Here is a 17,817-nt window from a genome sequence, read left to right as displayed (position 1 = left end):
TAATCCTTTTAAAACCTTGAGTATTTTATCGTAATTTGCTTGAAAGTTGTGCATATGAATTATAGTGTCGTAACTACAATTTACTGCCTTTTAGCAGTTTGCGCAACTTTTTCTAAATGCACAACGGGTACTTTATATTATAATTTCATTCTTACATCCCTCATACCAATTCTTGCGTCTTCTAATTCTACTCCTGCATTCCTAAGACCTATAAGTGCATTTCTAAGGTCTATTCTTGCATTTCTTAAGTTCATTTTTGTACTATTTGAGTCTATTCTAACATTTCTAAAATTCGTTCTTGCATTCCTCAAATCAATTCTTGCATTACTTAAGTTAATTTTAGCCTTCCTTAAGTTCATTCTTGCGTTTCTCAGATTCATCTTATTCTTTTTTAAAATGGATTCAGCCTACGCTGGAATTATAATCTAATTCCCTTTATGGTTATACTTAATTTACAAACTTGTATTTTCTATTACACAAGCATATCCTTGACCTACTCCAACACACATTGTGATTAAAGCATATCGTTTATTTTGTTCTTTTAATTCTAAAGCTGCCGAATATGCTATTCTGGCGCCCGTTACTCCTAATGGATGTCCTATTGCTATTGATCCGCCATTAGGGTTTATTCTTGGGTCATTATCTGCTAATCCCCATTCTCTTATACACGCTAACGCCTGAGAAGCAAAAGCTTCATTAAGTTCGATAACATCTACATCATCCATTGTAATCCCTGCTTTTTCTAATGCCTTATTAGATGCTTGAACGGGGCCTATTCCCATAATTCTTGGTTCTACTCCAACCACAGCAGAACTTACGATTCTTGCAATGGGGTTTAGGTCATATTTCTTTACAGCATCTTCAGATGCAATTATAGTTGCTGCTGCACCATCATTAAGTCCTGAGGAGTTCCCTGCAGTTACGCTTCCATCTTTTTTGAAGGCTGCACGAAGCTTACCTAATACTTCTTTAGTGGTGTTTGCTTTTATAAACTCATCATTGGAAAAAAGAATTGGTTCTTTTTTACGCTGGGGGATTTCTACTGTTACTATCTCTTTAGCCAACCTTCCCGACTTTTGTGCAGCGGCAGCTTTCATCTGACTCCAATATGCAAATGCATCCTGATCTTCACGAGAAATATTATATTTCTCTACTAAGTTTTCTGCAGTATTTCCCATACCATCTGTTCCATAAAGTTCATGCATTTTATGGTTTACAAAACGCCATCCAAAGCTAGAATCATACATTTTGGAATCATTACCAAAAGCAGATGATGGCTTAGCTATTACATAAGGTCCACGTGTCATATTTTCTACTCCTCCAGAAATAAAAAGATCTCCGTCTCCAGTTTTAATTGCACGATTTGCATGAACTATTGCAGATAACCCAGAACTACATAAACGATTTATCGTTTCTCCCGGAACGTTAAAAGGAAGACCTGCTAATAATGCAGACATTCTTGCAACATTACGATTATCTTCACCTGCCTGATTAGCGCATCCCATAATTACATCATCATAAGCTTCTTTTGGAATATTTGGATTCTTTTCTATTAATTTTTCAATTACCAAGGCTCCTAAATCATCTGTTCTCACAGCCGACAATGTTCCTTTATAACTCCCTATCGGAGTTCGCACTCCATCTATGATATATGCTTCTTTCAAAATTTTAAATTTTAAATGTAAAATTGAAAAATCAAAAGTTTCATCTTCAATTTTTACAATTTCACCTTTTTAGTTTTATATTTTATTTTGTATTTGATGTTTTAATACTAGTGGTAAAAATTGCTACTAGTTCCTTACATTCTTGTATAATCTTATCAAACTTATCATAATCGTTAATTAATTTTGCCTCACTTAAAATCTGTAGATTTACTTGTGACTCTCTTAACTCCTTAAGACATATTTTCATTTTATGAATAAAAATCCCTTCTCGATTCTGCACTTTGAGCTTCTCCATAATTTAATGCAGCCGAAGTAACAGAGCGAATTAATTGCTTAGTCAAATGTTCAGATGCAAAAAACTTGTTTAATGCATTTACATTAAGAATAATACTTGCTGAAAACTTTACTAGCCTCAACTGAAGATCATATTTCTGAACAGTTTTCACTTTTAAATTTTATATTTTTCAGTTTTACATTTATTCTTCCCAGTCTTTACTGGTTCTATATACTACTCCTTTAAACAACGCTACAATATCATTTCCTCTCTTTACTTCAACAATATTGAAACCAACCTTGGTTTTAGCAATATCTGTTACTGCTTCTGCGGTTAAATAATCTCCTTCTTCTAAGGCTTCAATATGATTGATAGAAGTCTCTATAGAGACTGCATATTTTCCATGAGTATTAGCCGAAAAGCCAAAAGCAGTATCAGCTAATGAATAGCTAATTCCACCATGTGCTTTTCCCATGCTATTAAGCATTTCTTTTCGTATCGTCATTCCTACTTTACACCTCCCTTTTACAACTTCGAGCACCTCGATTCCTAACCATTTACTGAAAGCGTCCTGAGACAGCATCTTATGAGGAATAGTTTCTGATTTTATCATTCTTATTATACTAGTTATCTGAAACTAATTTCTTGCTGAAAAAAGTTTTTTTCTCCCTATTCATTCTTCTTAACAATGGGCTACATCGATATCTATCCTCATGATACTCATCGTATAAACTGTCTAATGTATTAACACACCAGTCAATTCCTTTTTCATCTGCCCAGGTTAATAATCCTTTTGGATAATTCACCCCTTTGGTCATTGCATTATCAATATCTTCTGCAGAAGCAATATTCCAGAAAAGTGCATCTGCAGCTTCATTTATCAACATTACTAATACTCTATCAAAAATATACTTTGCTAGTGCTGCATCTTCTTTTGGAAATGGTTTTACGGCATTAGTACCATAATCATAATATCCTTTGCCTGATTTTCTTCCTAAATATCCTGCTTCAGATAATCTTTTTTGGGTAAAAGAGGGTTTATATCTAGCATCATAATAAAAGGCCTTAAAAACGGTTTCTGTCACTGTATAATTAATATCATTACCAATAAAATCCATCAATTCGAAAGGTCCCATTCTAAACCCTCCCAAAGTTTTTAGACTCCAATCTATAGTCGCTACATCAGCTAACCCTTCTTCATAAATTCGTAACGATTCTCCATAAAAAGGTCTTGCAACTCTATTTACAATAAATCCAGGGGTGTCTTTTGCTATTGCAACTACTTTCTTCCAATCCTTAATTATGCTCACAACCTTATCCATAACTTTAGTAGAAGTCTGTACCGCTGGTATTACTTCAACTAATTTCATTAAAGGTGCCGGGTTAAAAAAATGAATCCCTATACATCGTTCTGGTCTTTGCAATGAAGAAGCTATGGAAGCAATGGATAAAGAAGAGGTGTTTGAAGCAATAATTGTATCTTCTGAAACATAACTTTCTAATTCTGAAAACACTTTCTTTTTAATATCAAGATCTTCAATAATAGCCTCAATGGTTAGATCTGCATCTTTAAGCTCTTTTAAAGTATTTACATATGAAATATTGGATTGTATACGAATTTTTTCAGTTTCATCTATTCTTCCTTTTTCTATTAAACGAGAAAGAACTTTCTCCAGAGCTGCTTTACTTTTATCTAAAGCTTCTTGTTTTGTATCAAATACTTTTACCTTACAATCAGCCGTGGCAGCTACTTGGGCAATACCACTTCCCATTGTTCCTGATCCTATTACTCCTACTTTATAAATCATAAATTTTAAATGTAAAATATAAAAGTCTAAAGTTTCCTTCTATTTCTAATCACTTTTACCTTTATCATTTTTCTGTTTTATATTTTTAATTTACTTGCCTTTAAATATTGGTTTTCTTTTTTCTATAAATGAATTTACACCCTCTGTATAATCTTCACTTTCTGCAGCTTCTATCTGTAAATCTGATTCCATTGCCAATTGTTCTTTAAGCGTATTGACCATAGATTGATTTAATAACCTTTTGGTTAGTCCCAGAGCCTTTGTTGGCATTTTTGCCAGTTTTGAAACTAGTTTAGTCACTTCTTCTTCAAAAGTTTCAATAGAAAACACTTTATACAGCATCCCTAATTCTTCAGCTTGGTTTGCAGATACTTTATCTCCTAACATCATTAATGCTGATGCTTTTTGAAAGCCAATTAATCTAGGCAGGAAGAAAGTTCCTGCACTATCAGGAATTAATCCAATTTTACTAAAGGCCTGAATAAAACTAGCAGTTTCAGAAGCGACAACAATATCACAAGCCAAAGCTATATTTGCTCCTGCTCCAGCAGCCACGCCATTTACTGCAGCAACAATTGGTTTTTCTATTGTTCTTATCTTTTCTACAATTGGATTATAATGTTCTTCAAGTATTTTTCTAAAACCCGGATTTAATTCGGGTGAGGTAACTTCATTGAGATCCTGGCCTGCACAAAATGCTTTTCCATTACCGGTAAGAACTATTGCTCTTACTTCTTCATTTGTATTGCATTCGTCTAATGTTTTTTGCAACAATAAAGCCATTTTTCTATTAAAACTATTAAATGTTTCTGGACGGTTTAACGTTACCCGTGCTACTCCATTTTCAATTTGCAATTGGATTGAAGACATATTTTTAATTCTCTATTTTAAATTCTGGGTTATAAATAATTCCTATAATATTATTCCAAGGACACTTTACAGAGGCCACCATTATTTCTCCTCCAACATTTGTTGGTTTTTCATGTTCGACAGCTCCCAATTGAAGTAATTTTTGATATGTTGAATGTATATCCTCAACACCCCAATATGATAATACTCCTCCAGATTTTTTGTCTTCTAGAGCTTGTTCTGGTAATAATCCTAGTTCATATCCTGCGATATTAAATCCAACATAAAAAGGTTCATCAAAATATGGTGTTTTATTAAAAGCCTCAGAATACCATTTCTTAGCCTTATCCAAATCATCAACTTTATATATTGTTGTCCTTAATCCTAACATTATTCTAATATTACTTTTGAGACTCTACTGTTCTACTTTCAATCATCGGGGTAATGGAGTTGTCATTTTAAACATTTGAAATAATCAAAAGGTTCGAGGCAATCCTCACACTGAAAAAGTGCTTTACAGGCAGTCGAGCCAAATTGACTTACTAATTTTGTATGTATTGAACCACATTGAGTACATTTTACAATCTTCTTATTGCCCAATAATGCTTCTTTATCAGCTTCTTCAGAAAGAGGTGCTGCAATTCCGTATACTTCTAATGCTTTTCTACCTCTTGACGTAATCCAATCTGTAGTCCACGCTGGTGATAACACCAAGGAAACCTCAGCTTTGATATTTACTTTTGTAAAAGCATCAATAATATCATCCCCAATAACATCCATTGCCGGACAACCACTATATGTTGGAGTGATTTTAATCTTAGCAATATTCTCTTGCATTTGCGCATAACGAACAACTCCCATATCCATAATGGACAATACCGGAATTTCTGGATCATGAACTCCTTCCAGAATTGGAATTAACTTTGGATCAATATGTTGTTCTAATTGTACAGTCATTATTTTATCGAATACTAATCTTAAAACAAGTTAAGGATGACAATACTATCCAAGTTGATTACCATTTCATATTTGGATATGCACGTTGCATATATTGCAAATCAGAAAGTAAATACCCCATATGTTCGCTATGCACTCCTTGCTTACCTCCTTTTTGAAACCATTTTGTTTCAGGTATTGTAAGTGTTGCTTCGTCAAACACTTCTTTTACCATTTGTACATATCTTTCTTTAAGAGCAATAGTATTTACCCCAATATTATCTTGCAAAGCCATATCATCATCATCTGTCATATGGAATAACTCATCTGTAAATCTCCAAAGGTCATCAATTGCCTCTTGAACTTTTTGATGACTTTCTTCTGTACCATCTCCCAATCTTTTTATCCAATCTGATGAAAATCGTTGATGATAACTTACTTCTTTAATTCCTTTTTTGGCTATAGCTGAAAGGGTTTCATCACTACTATTCTGTAATTCCTGTAAAAGAAGTAAATGAAAAACATCATAAAAGAACTGTCTTGTAATCACATAGCCAAAATGCCTATTAGGTTGCTCAACCAGGAGTACATTTTTATATTGTCTTTCACTTCTTAAAAAGGCAATATCATCTTCGGTTTTATCATCTCCCGACAGTTGTGCTACATATTGATAATAACTTCGTGTCTGCCCTAATAGATCTAATGCCATATTGGTCATTGCAATATCAGTTTCCAGATTTGGTCCATGACCACATAATTCTGATAATCGCTGACCAAGGATTAAAGCATTATCGGCGATCCCATAGATGTATTGTATTTTATTTTCGTTTTTCATTTTTAAGTTTGCTTTAGTTAAGCATGTATTACCCTTCGACTTCGATCAGGGTGACTTCATTCTTGCTTCTTACATATGCTTTACTTCATCTGGTAATGTATAGAAGGTAGGATGTCTGTATACTTTATCCTGAGCAGGATCAAAAAGTTCTTCACTATTTTCGGGGTTTGAGGCTGTAATATGTTTGGATTCTACAACCCATATACTTACTCCTTCATTCCTACGTGTATATACATCTCTAGCATTTTCTAAAGCCATTTCTGCATCTGCAGCATGTAGGCTTCCAAAATGGCGATGTTCTAAGCCATTCTTACTTCTTACAAACACCTCCCAAAGTGGCCAATTGTTTTTCATCTGTTTATATTTTTTTAGCTAAATTCACTTATCCAACTGTTTAAGCAAAAACTATTATATCACTTTTTTAAGTTTCTTAGTGTCTTGTTTTTCTGCATAGGCCATTGCTGCATCACGCACCCATTCTCCTTCTTCCCAAGCATTTACTCTAGCCGATAAACGTTCTTTGTTACATGGACCATGACCTTTTACTACCTGCCAAAACTCATCCCAATCAATTTCTCCAAAGTCATAATGGCCAGTTTCTTCATTCCATTTCAATTCTGGATCTGGAATTGCAAGTCCTATTAAATCTGCTTGTGGAACAGTTTGGTCTATAAATTGCTGACGTAGCTCGTCATTAGTTTTACGTTTTAATTTCCATTTCATAGATTGCTCTGTGTGCACAGATTCTGCATCTGTAGGCCCTAACATCATTAATGAAGGCCACCACCATCGATTTAAAGCATCTTGCGCTAATTCTTTTTGTTCTGGTGTTCCTTTTGCTAATGTCATCATTATCTCATATCCCTGACGTTGATGAAAACTTTCTTCTTTACATACACGTACCATAGCTCTTGCATATGGTCCATAAGAAGTGCTACATAAAGGTACCTGATTAATAATAGCCGCACCATCTACTAACCAGCCAATAGCACCAATATCTGCCCATGTGATTGTTGGATAATTAAAGATACTGGAGTATTTTGCTTTACCTGTATGCAATTGTTCATATAACTCATCTCTTGATATCCCAAGTGTTTCACAAGCACTATAAAGATAGAGACCATGACCAGCTTCATCCTGTACTTTGGCTAGTAACGCTACTTTTCTGCGCATAGAAGGTGCTCGGGAAATCCAATTTCCTTCTGGTAACATTCCTACAATTTCTGAATGGGCATGTTGGGAGATTTGCCTAATATGTGTTTTTCGGTACTTTTCTGGCATCCAATCTCTTGGTTCAATCTTTTCATCCCTAGCAATTCTTTGATCAAAGATTTCCTCTAGGCTTCGACTCTGCTCAGCCCCTATGTTTTTTACTTCTTTTTCGCTCATAACAATTCTATTTTTATTATGAAAAATGGACTCCTGCCTTAACAGAATTACAATTCCAAATTATACTCTTCATCTTTGTTTTTATTTACAAACAAGGATTCTAAACATCAAAATCAACAACTACTTTTTCTGTAGTAGGTACTGCCTGACAAGATAAAACCAAGCCTTTGGCGACTTCGTCTTCTTCTAATGCATAATTTACTTTCATTTGTACCTCTCCTTCAATAACTTTACATTTACATGTACTACATACACCTCCTTTACAAGCAAAAGGAAGATCTGCTCCAGAAGCCAAAGCTCCATCCAAAATATTATCGTGATCATCATCCATAGCAAAGTGAAATTCCTTTCCTCCATCTATGATTGTAACTTCGGTTCCATCAAACTTATGATCCAGCACTTCTGCTACTTTTTTCTTATCCTCATCAGTAGCTCCAGAAAAGAACAACTCATAATGAATTTTTTCTTTACTTAGTCCTGCGCCCACCAATTCATCTCTAATCAAGAATATCATTTCCTCAGGTCCACAAACAAAACATTCATCAACACTAGAAATATCAATTATCTTATCTGCAAGTTCTTGTATTTTTTCTGCTGTAAACCGTCCATTGAGTAACGGAATATCTCGTTGCTCTTTGGTCAAAAAGTAAAATATCTCTAGCCGACCAAAATATGTATTTCTAAGTGCTTCAATCTCTTCTTTAAAGATAATTGATTTAACGTTTTGATTCAAATAAAATAGCTTGAAAGTACTATTTGGTTCTGATATCAAATGCGTCTTTATAATCGACAATATTGGAGTAATACCACTTCCTGCTGCAAAAACAATATAATTTTTAGGTCTAGAAGGGTTAACCTCTACATAAAAATTTCCAACAGGAGGCATAATCTCTATGACATCTCCTACTTTTAAAACATTATTTGCAAAATTTGAAAACAGACCTCCATTAATCCTTTTAACAGCCACTTGCCACTTATTTTCAACTGGACTAGAACATAAAGAATAGGAACGTCTAACCTCGTCTCCATTTATGGTTGTCTTGAGCGTAAGATGTTGTCCTTGTTTATAAACGAATTTATCTTTGAGCGCTTCTGGTACATCAAAAGTTATCGAAGTACAGTCCTTAGTTTCTTTATTCAATTCAGAAACTTTTATGGGATAAAAATCAGTCATACTCTAATTTAACTATATCGTTATAGTTAAACAAAACTAACGATTGTTAGTTTGAATCACAAATAATTATATGTTAATTTTAAATCCTCAAAAAAACAAACACTATACAACTCCTTTAAGGAGTACTGATATCATATCACGTTTTAATATATCAGAATCGATATTTTTTTGATTTGGATACCACAAATACAATGTTCTTAAAGTAGACAGTGTAGAAAACACCATAATCTCGATATTATACGGTTTAATCTCTCCTTTTTCAACTCCCTTTTTGACTATATTCCTAAAATTCTCTTCATAATCATGTCGCATTTTCTCGAAATATATAAGATTTTCTTCTTCGAGATGCATCCAATCACTATTAAGAGAACCTAGTCCATCTGCATTACGCAAAGTAACATCTACGTGCAAACTGATAATATTTTCTAACTTTTGAATTGAGCCTACATCAGAGTTTATGATTTGATTCATTCCTGTCGTAAATTCTTCTGCAAGATCTATGATAATAGTAGATAAAATCTCTTGTTTTGATTGTATATGGTTATACAAACTTGCTGCTTTAATACCCATAGCTTTTGCCAGATCTCTCATGGTAACAGCGCTATATCCTTTCTCTGTAAAGAGGATTGATGCAGCATTAATAATTTCTTGCTTTCTACTTTCGGGTTTCATTTGTTTTTATTTATTTTATCTATAGATGAAAATCACAATCACATTCATTTCATTAGAAGATATTTACATTTTTCCCTATCAAAAATAAATTTTAATCTCATATAACATATCTTTTTACGATTAAAAACCAAGATTATCATTAATTTACCGCTTTAAATGGCATAATTTTGGTCACAGAAATCATAAAAACCTGATTCTCATGAAATATCTAGTAATTATTTTATTCTCTCTACTATTTTCTAACACTAACACTTGTAATGAAAAAAAGAAAACAGCTAATCATCAAGAAGAAGAGAGCCAAACTGATCAGGAAATCACTTTTTTGATTGCCACGCTTAACGGAAATAATATTTCCAACAAAAAATTATATATTACGTTTGATGAAAAACGTAATTCTGCTACTGGAAATTCTGGATGCAATACTTTTTCATCCAAATACACCATAGATAAAGAAGATATCTCCTTTGGCTATCCTATTGCCACAAAGATGTATTGCGAAGAAAATGCTAAATTAGAACAAGAATTTTTCAAAACATTAATTCAATCTAAGGTTAGAATCATTACTGAAGATTCTTTATTCTTAAAAGATGAAACGAAAAAGATATTATTCTCTGGGATAAAAAAGCCTAAAGAATAATATGATGAATTAACACCTGGAGTTTATAATCGCTGACTTACAATTACTTTTCTTGTAAACGAAGTCCCATTCGTTGCGTTTTTAACATAAACAAAATACAATCCAGATGACCTATCATTCATATCAATATCTTCTTTTTCTAAAGATAATTGACCTGAACCGATACGCTGTCCAGAAATATTATAAATGATATACTCTAAAACGTCTTCTGGACCATTAGCAATTGTAATTACAGCTTTTTCTGTATCAAAAAAGACAACTACCTCTTCTCCCTCTTCCGGAGGTGTAACAACTGGTGGAGTAACTGTACCCTCTCCTTCTACCGAGAGCATATCCAGGGTTTCTCTACCTGTATTTGTTGGATCCAACCAATTAGAAAGTCTATTTGAATCAGAGTTTCCAAAATCCCAAGAGATATTGAATCTACCATAAAAATCTGAAAGACCATTATCATCTGTACCTGCACAAGCAGCTCCACCACCGGCAAGCTGTCCTACAATTCTTCCTTCTGGATTAAAAAGAGCTGACCCAGAAGACCCTCCTTCTGTAACACCTATATCCCAATCCTCTACTCTCCAAGAATCCACCGGATCCGGGATACCTCCAATATCTGTCTTAATATCAGTAAGTACTTTATCTTCTCTACACACCTTCATAATATCCCCAGAAGGGTGATGAATACCTACTGCAAAACTTGAAGCTATATTTCTTCTATCCCAACCAGCCCATTCTAAATCCCAGGATGGATCCAAACCACCGTCCAAGCTTAATAATTTAAAATCTGACTCTGGATTAGACGCTCTTCGAGTAGCCCCACTAGTTGTTTGTTCTACAGTAGCATCAGGACTATTTAAAGTAGTCCCACAAGAAGGATCCGGGCTAATCCAATTAAAACGAAACGCCCATGTAGCCTCATCTCCTGCATTACAATGATTCGCTGTTAAAAAATATGGAGCTTTATCATTACTAGTATTGTTGATTAAGGTTCCTGTACACACAAACCCTTGCATAACGATAAATGCTACAGAATGTTTTAATCTTTCTTTTATCGGATCAAAATCACTACCGACTGTACAATCAACGTCCTGATTACAATCTCCCGATGTATTTAACTTTTGTGTAATTTTAGCATCGCCAATAGTACGATATCCATGTATAATTTTGGAAATACTCAATTCACCTTGTCCCACAACTGAAGAAGGCTCATAATACTCTAACCAAACATTACTTCCCATTACAGGCCAAGTACCTAATTTTTGGTCAGGCCTGTTAAAAATATTAGTATAAGCTCCTAACAGATCTGTTCTATCATTATTATAAATATATAAAGTCGCACCTCTTGGTATTTTATAAGTATCAAAAATACAGCTTATCGATTTTGCTTCTTTAGATATGATATTAAGTCTCCAAATTCTATCTCCGTTTTCTAATTTATCCCAAACTCCAGAATTCTTAAGATTCAGATCTACTTTGAGTTCATATCCAAATCTCCAGGGAAGTGACTTATTTTTATCATTCTTAGCATCTTCAACCTTAAGCTTATTCAAATCAAAGCTTTTCATTAATGTAGGAACAATACTTTTTTTGGTCTGCATACTCCAGCTAAAAGGTGTACCCTCGTTACTAACTTGAGCATTTATTGTTCCTAACGTAAAAATCAATCCTAATACTATCAGCTTAAATCTCACAACTATATATTTTTATGTAATGAAAACAAATTTAACTATAATAAGAAGAACACAAAGTTATCTTAGCTATTTTAAATTCTAAAACTTAACAATCAAAACAGATAAATGCCTTTATTCTCTTTATTCTATATGATTTTTGAGAAAATCATATAGAAGGTTATCTGGTTTACAATTTGTTCTTTCTGTATTAATATAAAACAATTTATCTACCAAATACCCTACCCTTTCTATTTTATTAACTTAAAAAAGATTAAAATCTATTTAAAATTAACAGAAAAATAATACTCAAAATCACCAAATTCTTATTCTAAAATAAAACTCGCTACTATTGGTATCGATATCAAAATAAAACTATTAATTTCCCATTTAAATTGTCTTGATCAAAAATATTTTTTTTCTATGTCTCAAAATATAGTATCTAATCCCCTAATTGAAAGGCTTCCAGAGCATTTAAAACAATTCATAAAACCACAAAATTATGAAGAGTATACTCCAATTGATCAGGCAGTATGGAGATATGTTATGCGAAAAAACATCACTTCGCTTCGAAAAGCAGCTCATGATTCTTACTTAAATGGATTAAAAAAGACCGGTATCTCTACTGATGAAATTCCGAGCATGTATGGTATGAATAGAATTCTTAAAAAAATAGGTTGGGCAGCTGTGGCTGTTGATGGTTTTATACCTCCTAATGCTTTTATGGAGTTTCAAGCCTATAATATTCTTGTTATTGCTTCTGATATCCGTCAACTTGAAAATATAGAATACACTCCTGCTCCCGATATAATTCATGAGGCTGCAGGACATGCTCCCATAATTGCTAATCCAGATTATGCAGAATACCTTCGTCGTTTTGGAAAAATTGGTTGTAAAGCTATTTCTTCTAAAAAAGATTATGATATGTATGAAGCGGTGCGTGAGCTTTCAATTTTAAAAGAGGCATATGATACCGATCCAAAAGATATCCAAAATGCTGAAAAAAAGATCGAACAATTGCAGAATCAAAAAGAGACTCCTTCTGAAATGGCATTAATACGTAATCTGCATTGGTGGACTGTAGAATATGGGTTAATTGGCACAACAGATAATCCAAAAATATATGGAGCAGGCCTACTATCTTCTATTGGTGAAAGCGAATGGTGTATGACTGATCAGGTGGAAAAAATACCGTATTCTCCAGATGCTGCATTTCAGGATTTTGATATTACAAAACCTCAACCTCAACTGTTTGTTACCCCAGATTTTGCATACTTATGTCAAGTCTTAGAAGAATTTGCAGATACTATGGCGCTACGAAAAGGAGGCCATAGAGGACTTGCTAAGCTTATAGAGTCTGAGAATCTGGGCACTATAGAATTAAGCACAGGACTACAGGTTTCAGGGACTTTTACCCGAATGATCAAAAATGAAGATAATGAGGTAATTTATTTTGAAACGAAAGGAGAAACTGCTCTTTCATTTAGAGAAAAAGAACTTATAAGTCATGGAATTGATGCTCATCCTAATGGTTTCAGATCACCGATTGGTAAGCTCAAAGGAATCAATCTCGCAATAGAAAACATGTCTCCCCGAGATTTAAAAGCTTACAATTTTTATGATGGAGAATATATCGAATTTGAATTTGAAAGTGGAATTACCGTTGCCGGAAATAACATCACAGGTATGCGAAACATAAAAGGAGAATTGATTTTAATTCAATTTAGCGAATGTACAACAAAGTATAAAGGAGAATATCTTTTTAGACCCGATTGGGGAACATTTGATCTTGCAGTAGGAAACGAAATTGTATCTGCTTTTTCCGGCCCTGCCGATGATCACTCATTCGATCTCGTTACCCATAAAGCCTCCTCGATCACTACTAAACGCACTTATTCTCAAGCTCAAACAGAACTACACTCTTTATATCAATCTGTCAAAAACATCAGAGAAGGTAAAAATACTAGATTTTCATTGGAAGCGGTATTTGAAATTTTAGAAAAAGACCATTCTAATGACTGGTTACTTCCTTTAGAGATTTATGAATTGATATATGAAAAAGATGCTAAATTTGCAGCACAAACCCTAAAGCATCTGGAAGCAATAAAATCTAAAAAACCTAATATTAGCCATTTAATAAATAGCGGACTAGAAATCATCAATAAGAACTTAACCATCGCATAAACACTTTTAAAAATCCATGAATGGGTACTGTTCCTGAAGTTGGTATTTTTTATACTCTAATTGCTCTAAAAAATTATGGTGCTGTTCGCTTTCTGGATTAAAAGGTCTATGTGACATTCCTTTTTTAATTTCCTCTACCTTACTCATCGTATGAGTAGTTTTTTCGGAAATCCATATCGATGAAAATCGCTCCCAAATATATTGAATTGCTAAGGCACTGGGGTGAATCATATCGGTATCATAAAACCTATAATCTCTTAGCTCGTCCATCATAATCTCATAAGAAGGAAAATACCGCAGGTTTTTATTATCATCTATTATATGATGTATAGAAGCTATTAAATGAGATTTACTTCTATTATTTTCTACAAATCCATCTTTACTATGACGTACTGGAGAAACGGTAAAAATAATTTGCACTTCTGGATTAAGACTTTTTACAAGATGTATACAATTTTGAAGGCACTGATCTATCTCATCAATTGACAAAAGTTCTTTTTCAAATTCTCTTTGCGGAATTTTATGGCAATTTGCCACAATCATATCCAATGATTTTAAACGATATACCCAAGCCGTACCCAGTGTTATGAAAATATGAGTTGCCGATTTTATATTAGCTCGTGTATGAACCAATGCATCATTTAATTCAAAAAGTAACAAATCCTGATTAGAATTACTTAAGGAAGAATGTGCATCAAAACAATGCCATTGTTCATTACTAAAAAACAAATCCGTTTTGGTATATTTTTCTCCCTGAGTAGCCATCCAGAGAAATGTTTCAATGGCTTTTGGATGAAACAAAATTCCAAAAGGATTTATTTTATTTTTGAATTTAAAATACTCAAATTTTTCTCCAATATTCTCTGCAAAACAGGACCCCAACAATACTACTTCTGATTTATAATCAATTTTAGGTTCCTGAGATTGTAATCGTATTTTGGTTTGTAGTTTCATAAACTCTTCACTTCACTCCTTAACAATTAAAAAGGGATAAGCTCTTATTATTATCCTAAATATTGTTTGGCATTATCTAATGCATCTTCTATCCCTGAAGGGTTTTTACCCCCAGCAGTTGCAAAAAATGGTTGCCCACCGCCACCGCCTTGGATATATTTACCCAATTCACGAACGACCTGACCTGCATTTAATTGTCGTGCCTCTACAAGATTTTTAGAAATATAGCAAGACAGTAACGCTTTACCGTTTTGTTCTGTACCAAACACTATAAACACATTGTCTAATTCGCTACCAAGTTCGAAAGACAAGTCCTTAATTCCGGCAGCGTCCAAATCAACTTTCTTAGCTAAGAATTGAATTCCCTGTACATCTGCAAATTCTGATTTAAGCTCTCCTTTTAAGTTTTTTGCCTTATCCTTAAGAAGTGCTTCTATTTGTTTTTTTAGCGTTGTATTTTCATCTTGAAGTGACGTGATTGCTTTTATAGGGTCCTTAGTCTTGAGCACTGAAACCACTTTTCCATATGACTCTGATTGAGATGTAAAATATTCTTTTGCCGCGTCACCTGTAATTGCCTCAATTCTACGAATCCCTGCTGCAATTGCACTTTCTGAAGTAATTTTAAAATGCCAAATACTACCAGTGTTTTTAACATGGGTACCTCCACACAATTCCATAGATTCTCCAAATCGTATAGCTCTTACTTTATCTCCATACTTCTCTCCAAATAAGGCAATAGCTCCTTCTGATATTGCCTGATCATATGAAATTCCTCGTTGCTCTTGTAAAGGAAGTTGTTCTCTGATCCTAGCATTTACAAAATCTTCAACTTCTTTGAGTTCTTCTATTGATACTTTTGCAAAATGAGAAAAGTCAAAACGCAGACTACCACTATGTACCATTGACCCTTTTTGCTCTACATGCGTTCCTAGAACCGTTCTTAAAGCCTGGTGCATAAGGTGTGTTGCTGTATGATTAGACGCAGATCTGGATCGTTGTTTTTCATCCACCACTGCTGTTAATGTCTTATCAAGATGTTTTGGTAAATTTTTAGTAAAATGAATGATCAGATTATTCTCTTTTTTAGTGTCAATAATATATACCACATCACCATTAGGCACCTCTAGATACCCTTTATCACCAACTTGTCCTCCTCCTTCTGGATAAAACGGAGTTTTATTGAAAACCAATTGATACAATTCTCCATCTTTCTTACTCTTCACTTTACGATATCTTGTAAGTTTTACTTCGGTAGTAAGATGATCATACCCTATAAACTCTTCTTCTGTACCTTCTAACAACACTTCCCAGTCTCCTGCAGAAACTTGAGAAGCAGCTCTTGATCTATCTTTTTGTTTTTGAAGTTCTGCTTTAAACCCTTTTTCGTCCAATTCATAACCTTGTTCACTTAAGATTAAAGCTGTCAAATCAATAGGAAAACCAAAGGTGTCATATAATTCAAAGGCCTTTTCTCCAGAAATAATTTTACCTTTAGTTTCTCTAATAACATTGTCTAATAATACCAACCCTTGATCTAAGGTTCTTAAAAAAGATTGTTCTTCTTCTTTAATTACATTAACTATTAAATTCTTTTGCGTTTTTAATTCTGGAAAAGCATCACGCATTTGCTTACTTAATGTTTCAACCAATTTATAGATAAATGGTTCTTTTGTGTTTAAAAAAGTAAAACCATATCGAATAGCTCTTCGTAAAATTCTACGAATTACATAACCAGCTCCATTATTACTAGGCAATTGACCATCTGCAATAGAAAATGACACCGCTCTAACATGATCGGCTATCACTCTAATGGCCACACTAACTTTTCCTTCTTCATCAGTTGGTAAGCTATCTTTATCATATGTAGAATTTGTAATCGTTTCGATCTCTCTGATTAAAGGAGTAAAAACATCAGTATCATAATTCGATTTCACTCCTTGCAATACCATACACAGGCGTTCGAATCCCATTCCTGTATCCACATGCTGGGATGGCAGTTTTTCTAAAGATCCGTTAGCCTTCCTATTATATTGCATAAAAACCAGATTCCATATTTCTACAACCTGTGGGTGATCTGCATTGACTAAATCACGACCAGAAACCTTAGCTTTATCTTCTGCAGAACGTATATCAACATGAATCTCAGAACAAGGTCCGCAAGGCCCCTGATCACCCATTTCCCAGAAATTATCTTTTTTATTTCCCATGATGATTCGATCTTCAGGAACAATGTCTTTCCATAAATCATAAGCCTCCTGATCCATCTCAAGATTTTCGTCTTTTGCTCCTTCAAAAACAGAAACATAGAGTATATCTTTATCTATACTATAAACATCGGTCAGCAATTCCCAAGCCCACTGAATGGCTTCTTTCTTAAAATAATCACCAAAACTCCAATTCCCTAGCATCTCGAACATCGTATGATGATACGTGTCCATACCAACTTCTTCTAAGTCGTTATGTTTACCGCTTACTCGTAAACATTTTTGGGTATCTGTTAAACGATTATTTTTCGGAATACCATTCCCCAGAAAAAACTCTTTAAATTGGTTCATCCCAGCATTGGTAAACATCAATGTAGGGTCATCCTTAATCACCATTGGTGCTGAGGCTACAATGCTATGTTTTTTTGATTCAAAAAACTCTAAAAATTGATTTCTTACTTCTTGGGATTTCACGCTTTTAAATTTTATAAATTCTAAATCTGAATATTATTATACCAATCAAAAAAACACCTTTTTTACTCATAACCAACATATTAAATCACTTTCGTA

Annotated in this window: 19 protein-coding genes; 2 read left to right on the top strand and 17 right to left on the bottom strand. The window is 33.8% G+C overall.

Going from position 1 to position 17,817, the window contains the following annotated elements:
• Window positions 1-137: 137 nt before the first annotated feature.
• From FOF46_RS05275 to FOF46_RS05215, 14 genes are all read right to left on the bottom strand, one after another.
• On the bottom strand, window positions 138-359 hold the full coding sequence (locus FOF46_RS05275; RefSeq protein ID WP_143915720.1) for an RND family efflux transporter: 222 nt from the start codon (window positions 357-359) through the stop codon (window positions 138-140).
• A gap of 93 nt (window positions 360-452) precedes the next feature.
• On the bottom strand, window positions 453-1,664 hold the full coding sequence (gene pcaF / locus FOF46_RS05270) for a 3-oxoadipyl-CoA thiolase (protein WP_109433869.1): 1,212 nt from the start codon (window positions 1,662-1,664) through the stop codon (window positions 453-455).
• Between the two features lie 82 nt (window positions 1,665-1,746).
• Window positions 1,747-1,959: a four helix bundle protein gene (locus FOF46_RS32940; RefSeq protein ID WP_262713249.1), complete on the bottom strand. Its 213-nt coding sequence runs from the start codon at window positions 1,957-1,959 to the stop codon at window positions 1,747-1,749.
• Window positions 1,913-2,110: a four helix bundle protein gene (locus FOF46_RS32935; protein ID WP_262713248.1), complete on the bottom strand. Its 198-nt coding sequence runs from the start codon at window positions 2,108-2,110 to the stop codon at window positions 1,913-1,915. The genes FOF46_RS32940 and FOF46_RS32935 overlap by 47 nt, the downstream gene beginning before the upstream one ends.
• A gap of 30 nt (window positions 2,111-2,140) precedes the next feature.
• Window positions 2,141-2,551 (bottom strand): PaaI family thioesterase, encoded by a 411-nt coding sequence (locus FOF46_RS05260; protein WP_200825068.1) that lies wholly within the window; start codon window positions 2,549-2,551, stop codon window positions 2,141-2,143.
• A gap of 10 nt (window positions 2,552-2,561) precedes the next feature.
• Window positions 2,562-3,746 (bottom strand): 3-hydroxyacyl-CoA dehydrogenase NAD-binding domain-containing protein, encoded by a 1,185-nt coding sequence (locus FOF46_RS05255; RefSeq protein ID WP_143915719.1) that lies wholly within the window; start codon window positions 3,744-3,746, stop codon window positions 2,562-2,564.
• A gap of 90 nt (window positions 3,747-3,836) precedes the next feature.
• Window positions 3,837-4,616: an enoyl-CoA hydratase-related protein gene (locus FOF46_RS05250; protein ID WP_143915718.1), complete on the bottom strand. Its 780-nt coding sequence runs from the start codon at window positions 4,614-4,616 to the stop codon at window positions 3,837-3,839.
• A gap of 4 nt (window positions 4,617-4,620) precedes the next feature.
• Complete coding sequence (locus tag FOF46_RS05245; protein ID WP_143915717.1) at window positions 4,621-4,986, bottom strand: VOC family protein; 366 nt, start codon at window positions 4,984-4,986, stop codon at window positions 4,621-4,623.
• Between the two features lie 62 nt (window positions 4,987-5,048).
• Window positions 5,049-5,552, bottom strand: coding sequence for a 1,2-phenylacetyl-CoA epoxidase subunit PaaD (paaD, locus tag FOF46_RS05240; RefSeq protein ID WP_143915716.1), 504 nt, complete (start codon window positions 5,550-5,552; stop codon window positions 5,049-5,051).
• A 58-nt stretch (window positions 5,553-5,610) separates the two neighbouring features.
• Complete coding sequence (gene paaC, locus FOF46_RS05235) at window positions 5,611-6,366, bottom strand: 1,2-phenylacetyl-CoA epoxidase subunit PaaC (RefSeq protein WP_143915715.1); 756 nt, start codon at window positions 6,364-6,366, stop codon at window positions 5,611-5,613.
• A gap of 69 nt (window positions 6,367-6,435) precedes the next feature.
• A complete protein-coding gene (gene paaB / locus FOF46_RS05230; protein ID WP_109433875.1) occupies window positions 6,436-6,720 on the bottom strand; it encodes a 1,2-phenylacetyl-CoA epoxidase subunit PaaB in 285 nt (94 codons plus the stop codon).
• A 54-nt stretch (window positions 6,721-6,774) separates the two neighbouring features.
• Window positions 6,775-7,755 (bottom strand): 1,2-phenylacetyl-CoA epoxidase subunit PaaA, encoded by a 981-nt coding sequence (paaA, locus tag FOF46_RS05225; protein ID WP_143915714.1) that lies wholly within the window; start codon window positions 7,753-7,755, stop codon window positions 6,775-6,777.
• Between the two features lie 100 nt (window positions 7,756-7,855).
• Window positions 7,856-8,929 carry a 1,2-phenylacetyl-CoA epoxidase subunit PaaE gene (gene paaE / locus FOF46_RS05220; protein ID WP_143915713.1) on the bottom strand — a complete coding sequence of 358 codons (1,074 nt, stop codon included), beginning with the start codon at window positions 8,927-8,929 and terminating at the stop codon, window positions 7,856-7,858.
• 102 nt (window positions 8,930-9,031) lie between these two features.
• Entirely contained in the window at window positions 9,032-9,601 is a 570-nt protein-coding gene (locus FOF46_RS05215) for a TetR/AcrR family transcriptional regulator (protein WP_109433878.1), read from the bottom strand.
• 199 nt (window positions 9,602-9,800) lie between these two features.
• Between FOF46_RS05215 and FOF46_RS05210 the strand changes: the two genes are divergently transcribed.
• Window positions 9,801-10,238 (top strand): META domain-containing protein, encoded by a 438-nt coding sequence (locus tag FOF46_RS05210; RefSeq protein ID WP_143915712.1) that lies wholly within the window; start codon window positions 9,801-9,803, stop codon window positions 10,236-10,238.
• Between the two features lie 23 nt (window positions 10,239-10,261).
• On the opposite strand, the gene FOF46_RS05205 is transcribed toward FOF46_RS05210, so the two are convergent.
• Window positions 10,262-11,926, bottom strand: a complete 1,665-nt coding sequence (locus tag FOF46_RS05205; protein ID WP_143915711.1) for a T9SS type A sorting domain-containing protein — start codon at window positions 11,924-11,926, stop codon at window positions 10,262-10,264.
• A 399-nt stretch (window positions 11,927-12,325) separates the two neighbouring features.
• On the opposite strand from FOF46_RS05205, the gene FOF46_RS05200 reads away from it, so the two are divergent.
• A complete protein-coding gene (locus FOF46_RS05200; RefSeq protein ID WP_143915710.1) occupies window positions 12,326-14,086 on the top strand; it encodes an aromatic amino acid hydroxylase in 1,761 nt (586 codons plus the stop codon).
• 6 nt (window positions 14,087-14,092) lie between these two features.
• Here FOF46_RS05200 and FOF46_RS05195 read toward each other — a convergent pair whose 3' ends face one another.
• The gene (locus FOF46_RS05195; RefSeq protein ID WP_109433882.1) at window positions 14,093-15,040 is read right to left on the bottom strand and encodes a GSCFA domain-containing protein; all 948 of its coding nucleotides are present in this window, start codon (window positions 15,038-15,040) and stop codon (window positions 14,093-14,095) included.
• A gap of 50 nt (window positions 15,041-15,090) precedes the next feature.
• Window positions 15,091-17,721, bottom strand: coding sequence for an alanine--tRNA ligase (gene alaS / locus FOF46_RS05190; protein ID WP_143915709.1), 2,631 nt, complete (start codon window positions 17,719-17,721; stop codon window positions 15,091-15,093).
• Window positions 17,722-17,817 lie beyond the last annotated feature (96 nt).

The organism is Aquimarina algiphila, from assembly GCF_007489275.1.
In the GTDB taxonomy this organism is placed as follows: domain Bacteria; phylum Bacteroidota; class Bacteroidia; order Flavobacteriales; family Flavobacteriaceae; genus Aquimarina; species Aquimarina algiphila.
Note: the sequence above shows the minus strand (reverse complement) of the source record. Positions and strands in the feature narration are given on the sequence as shown.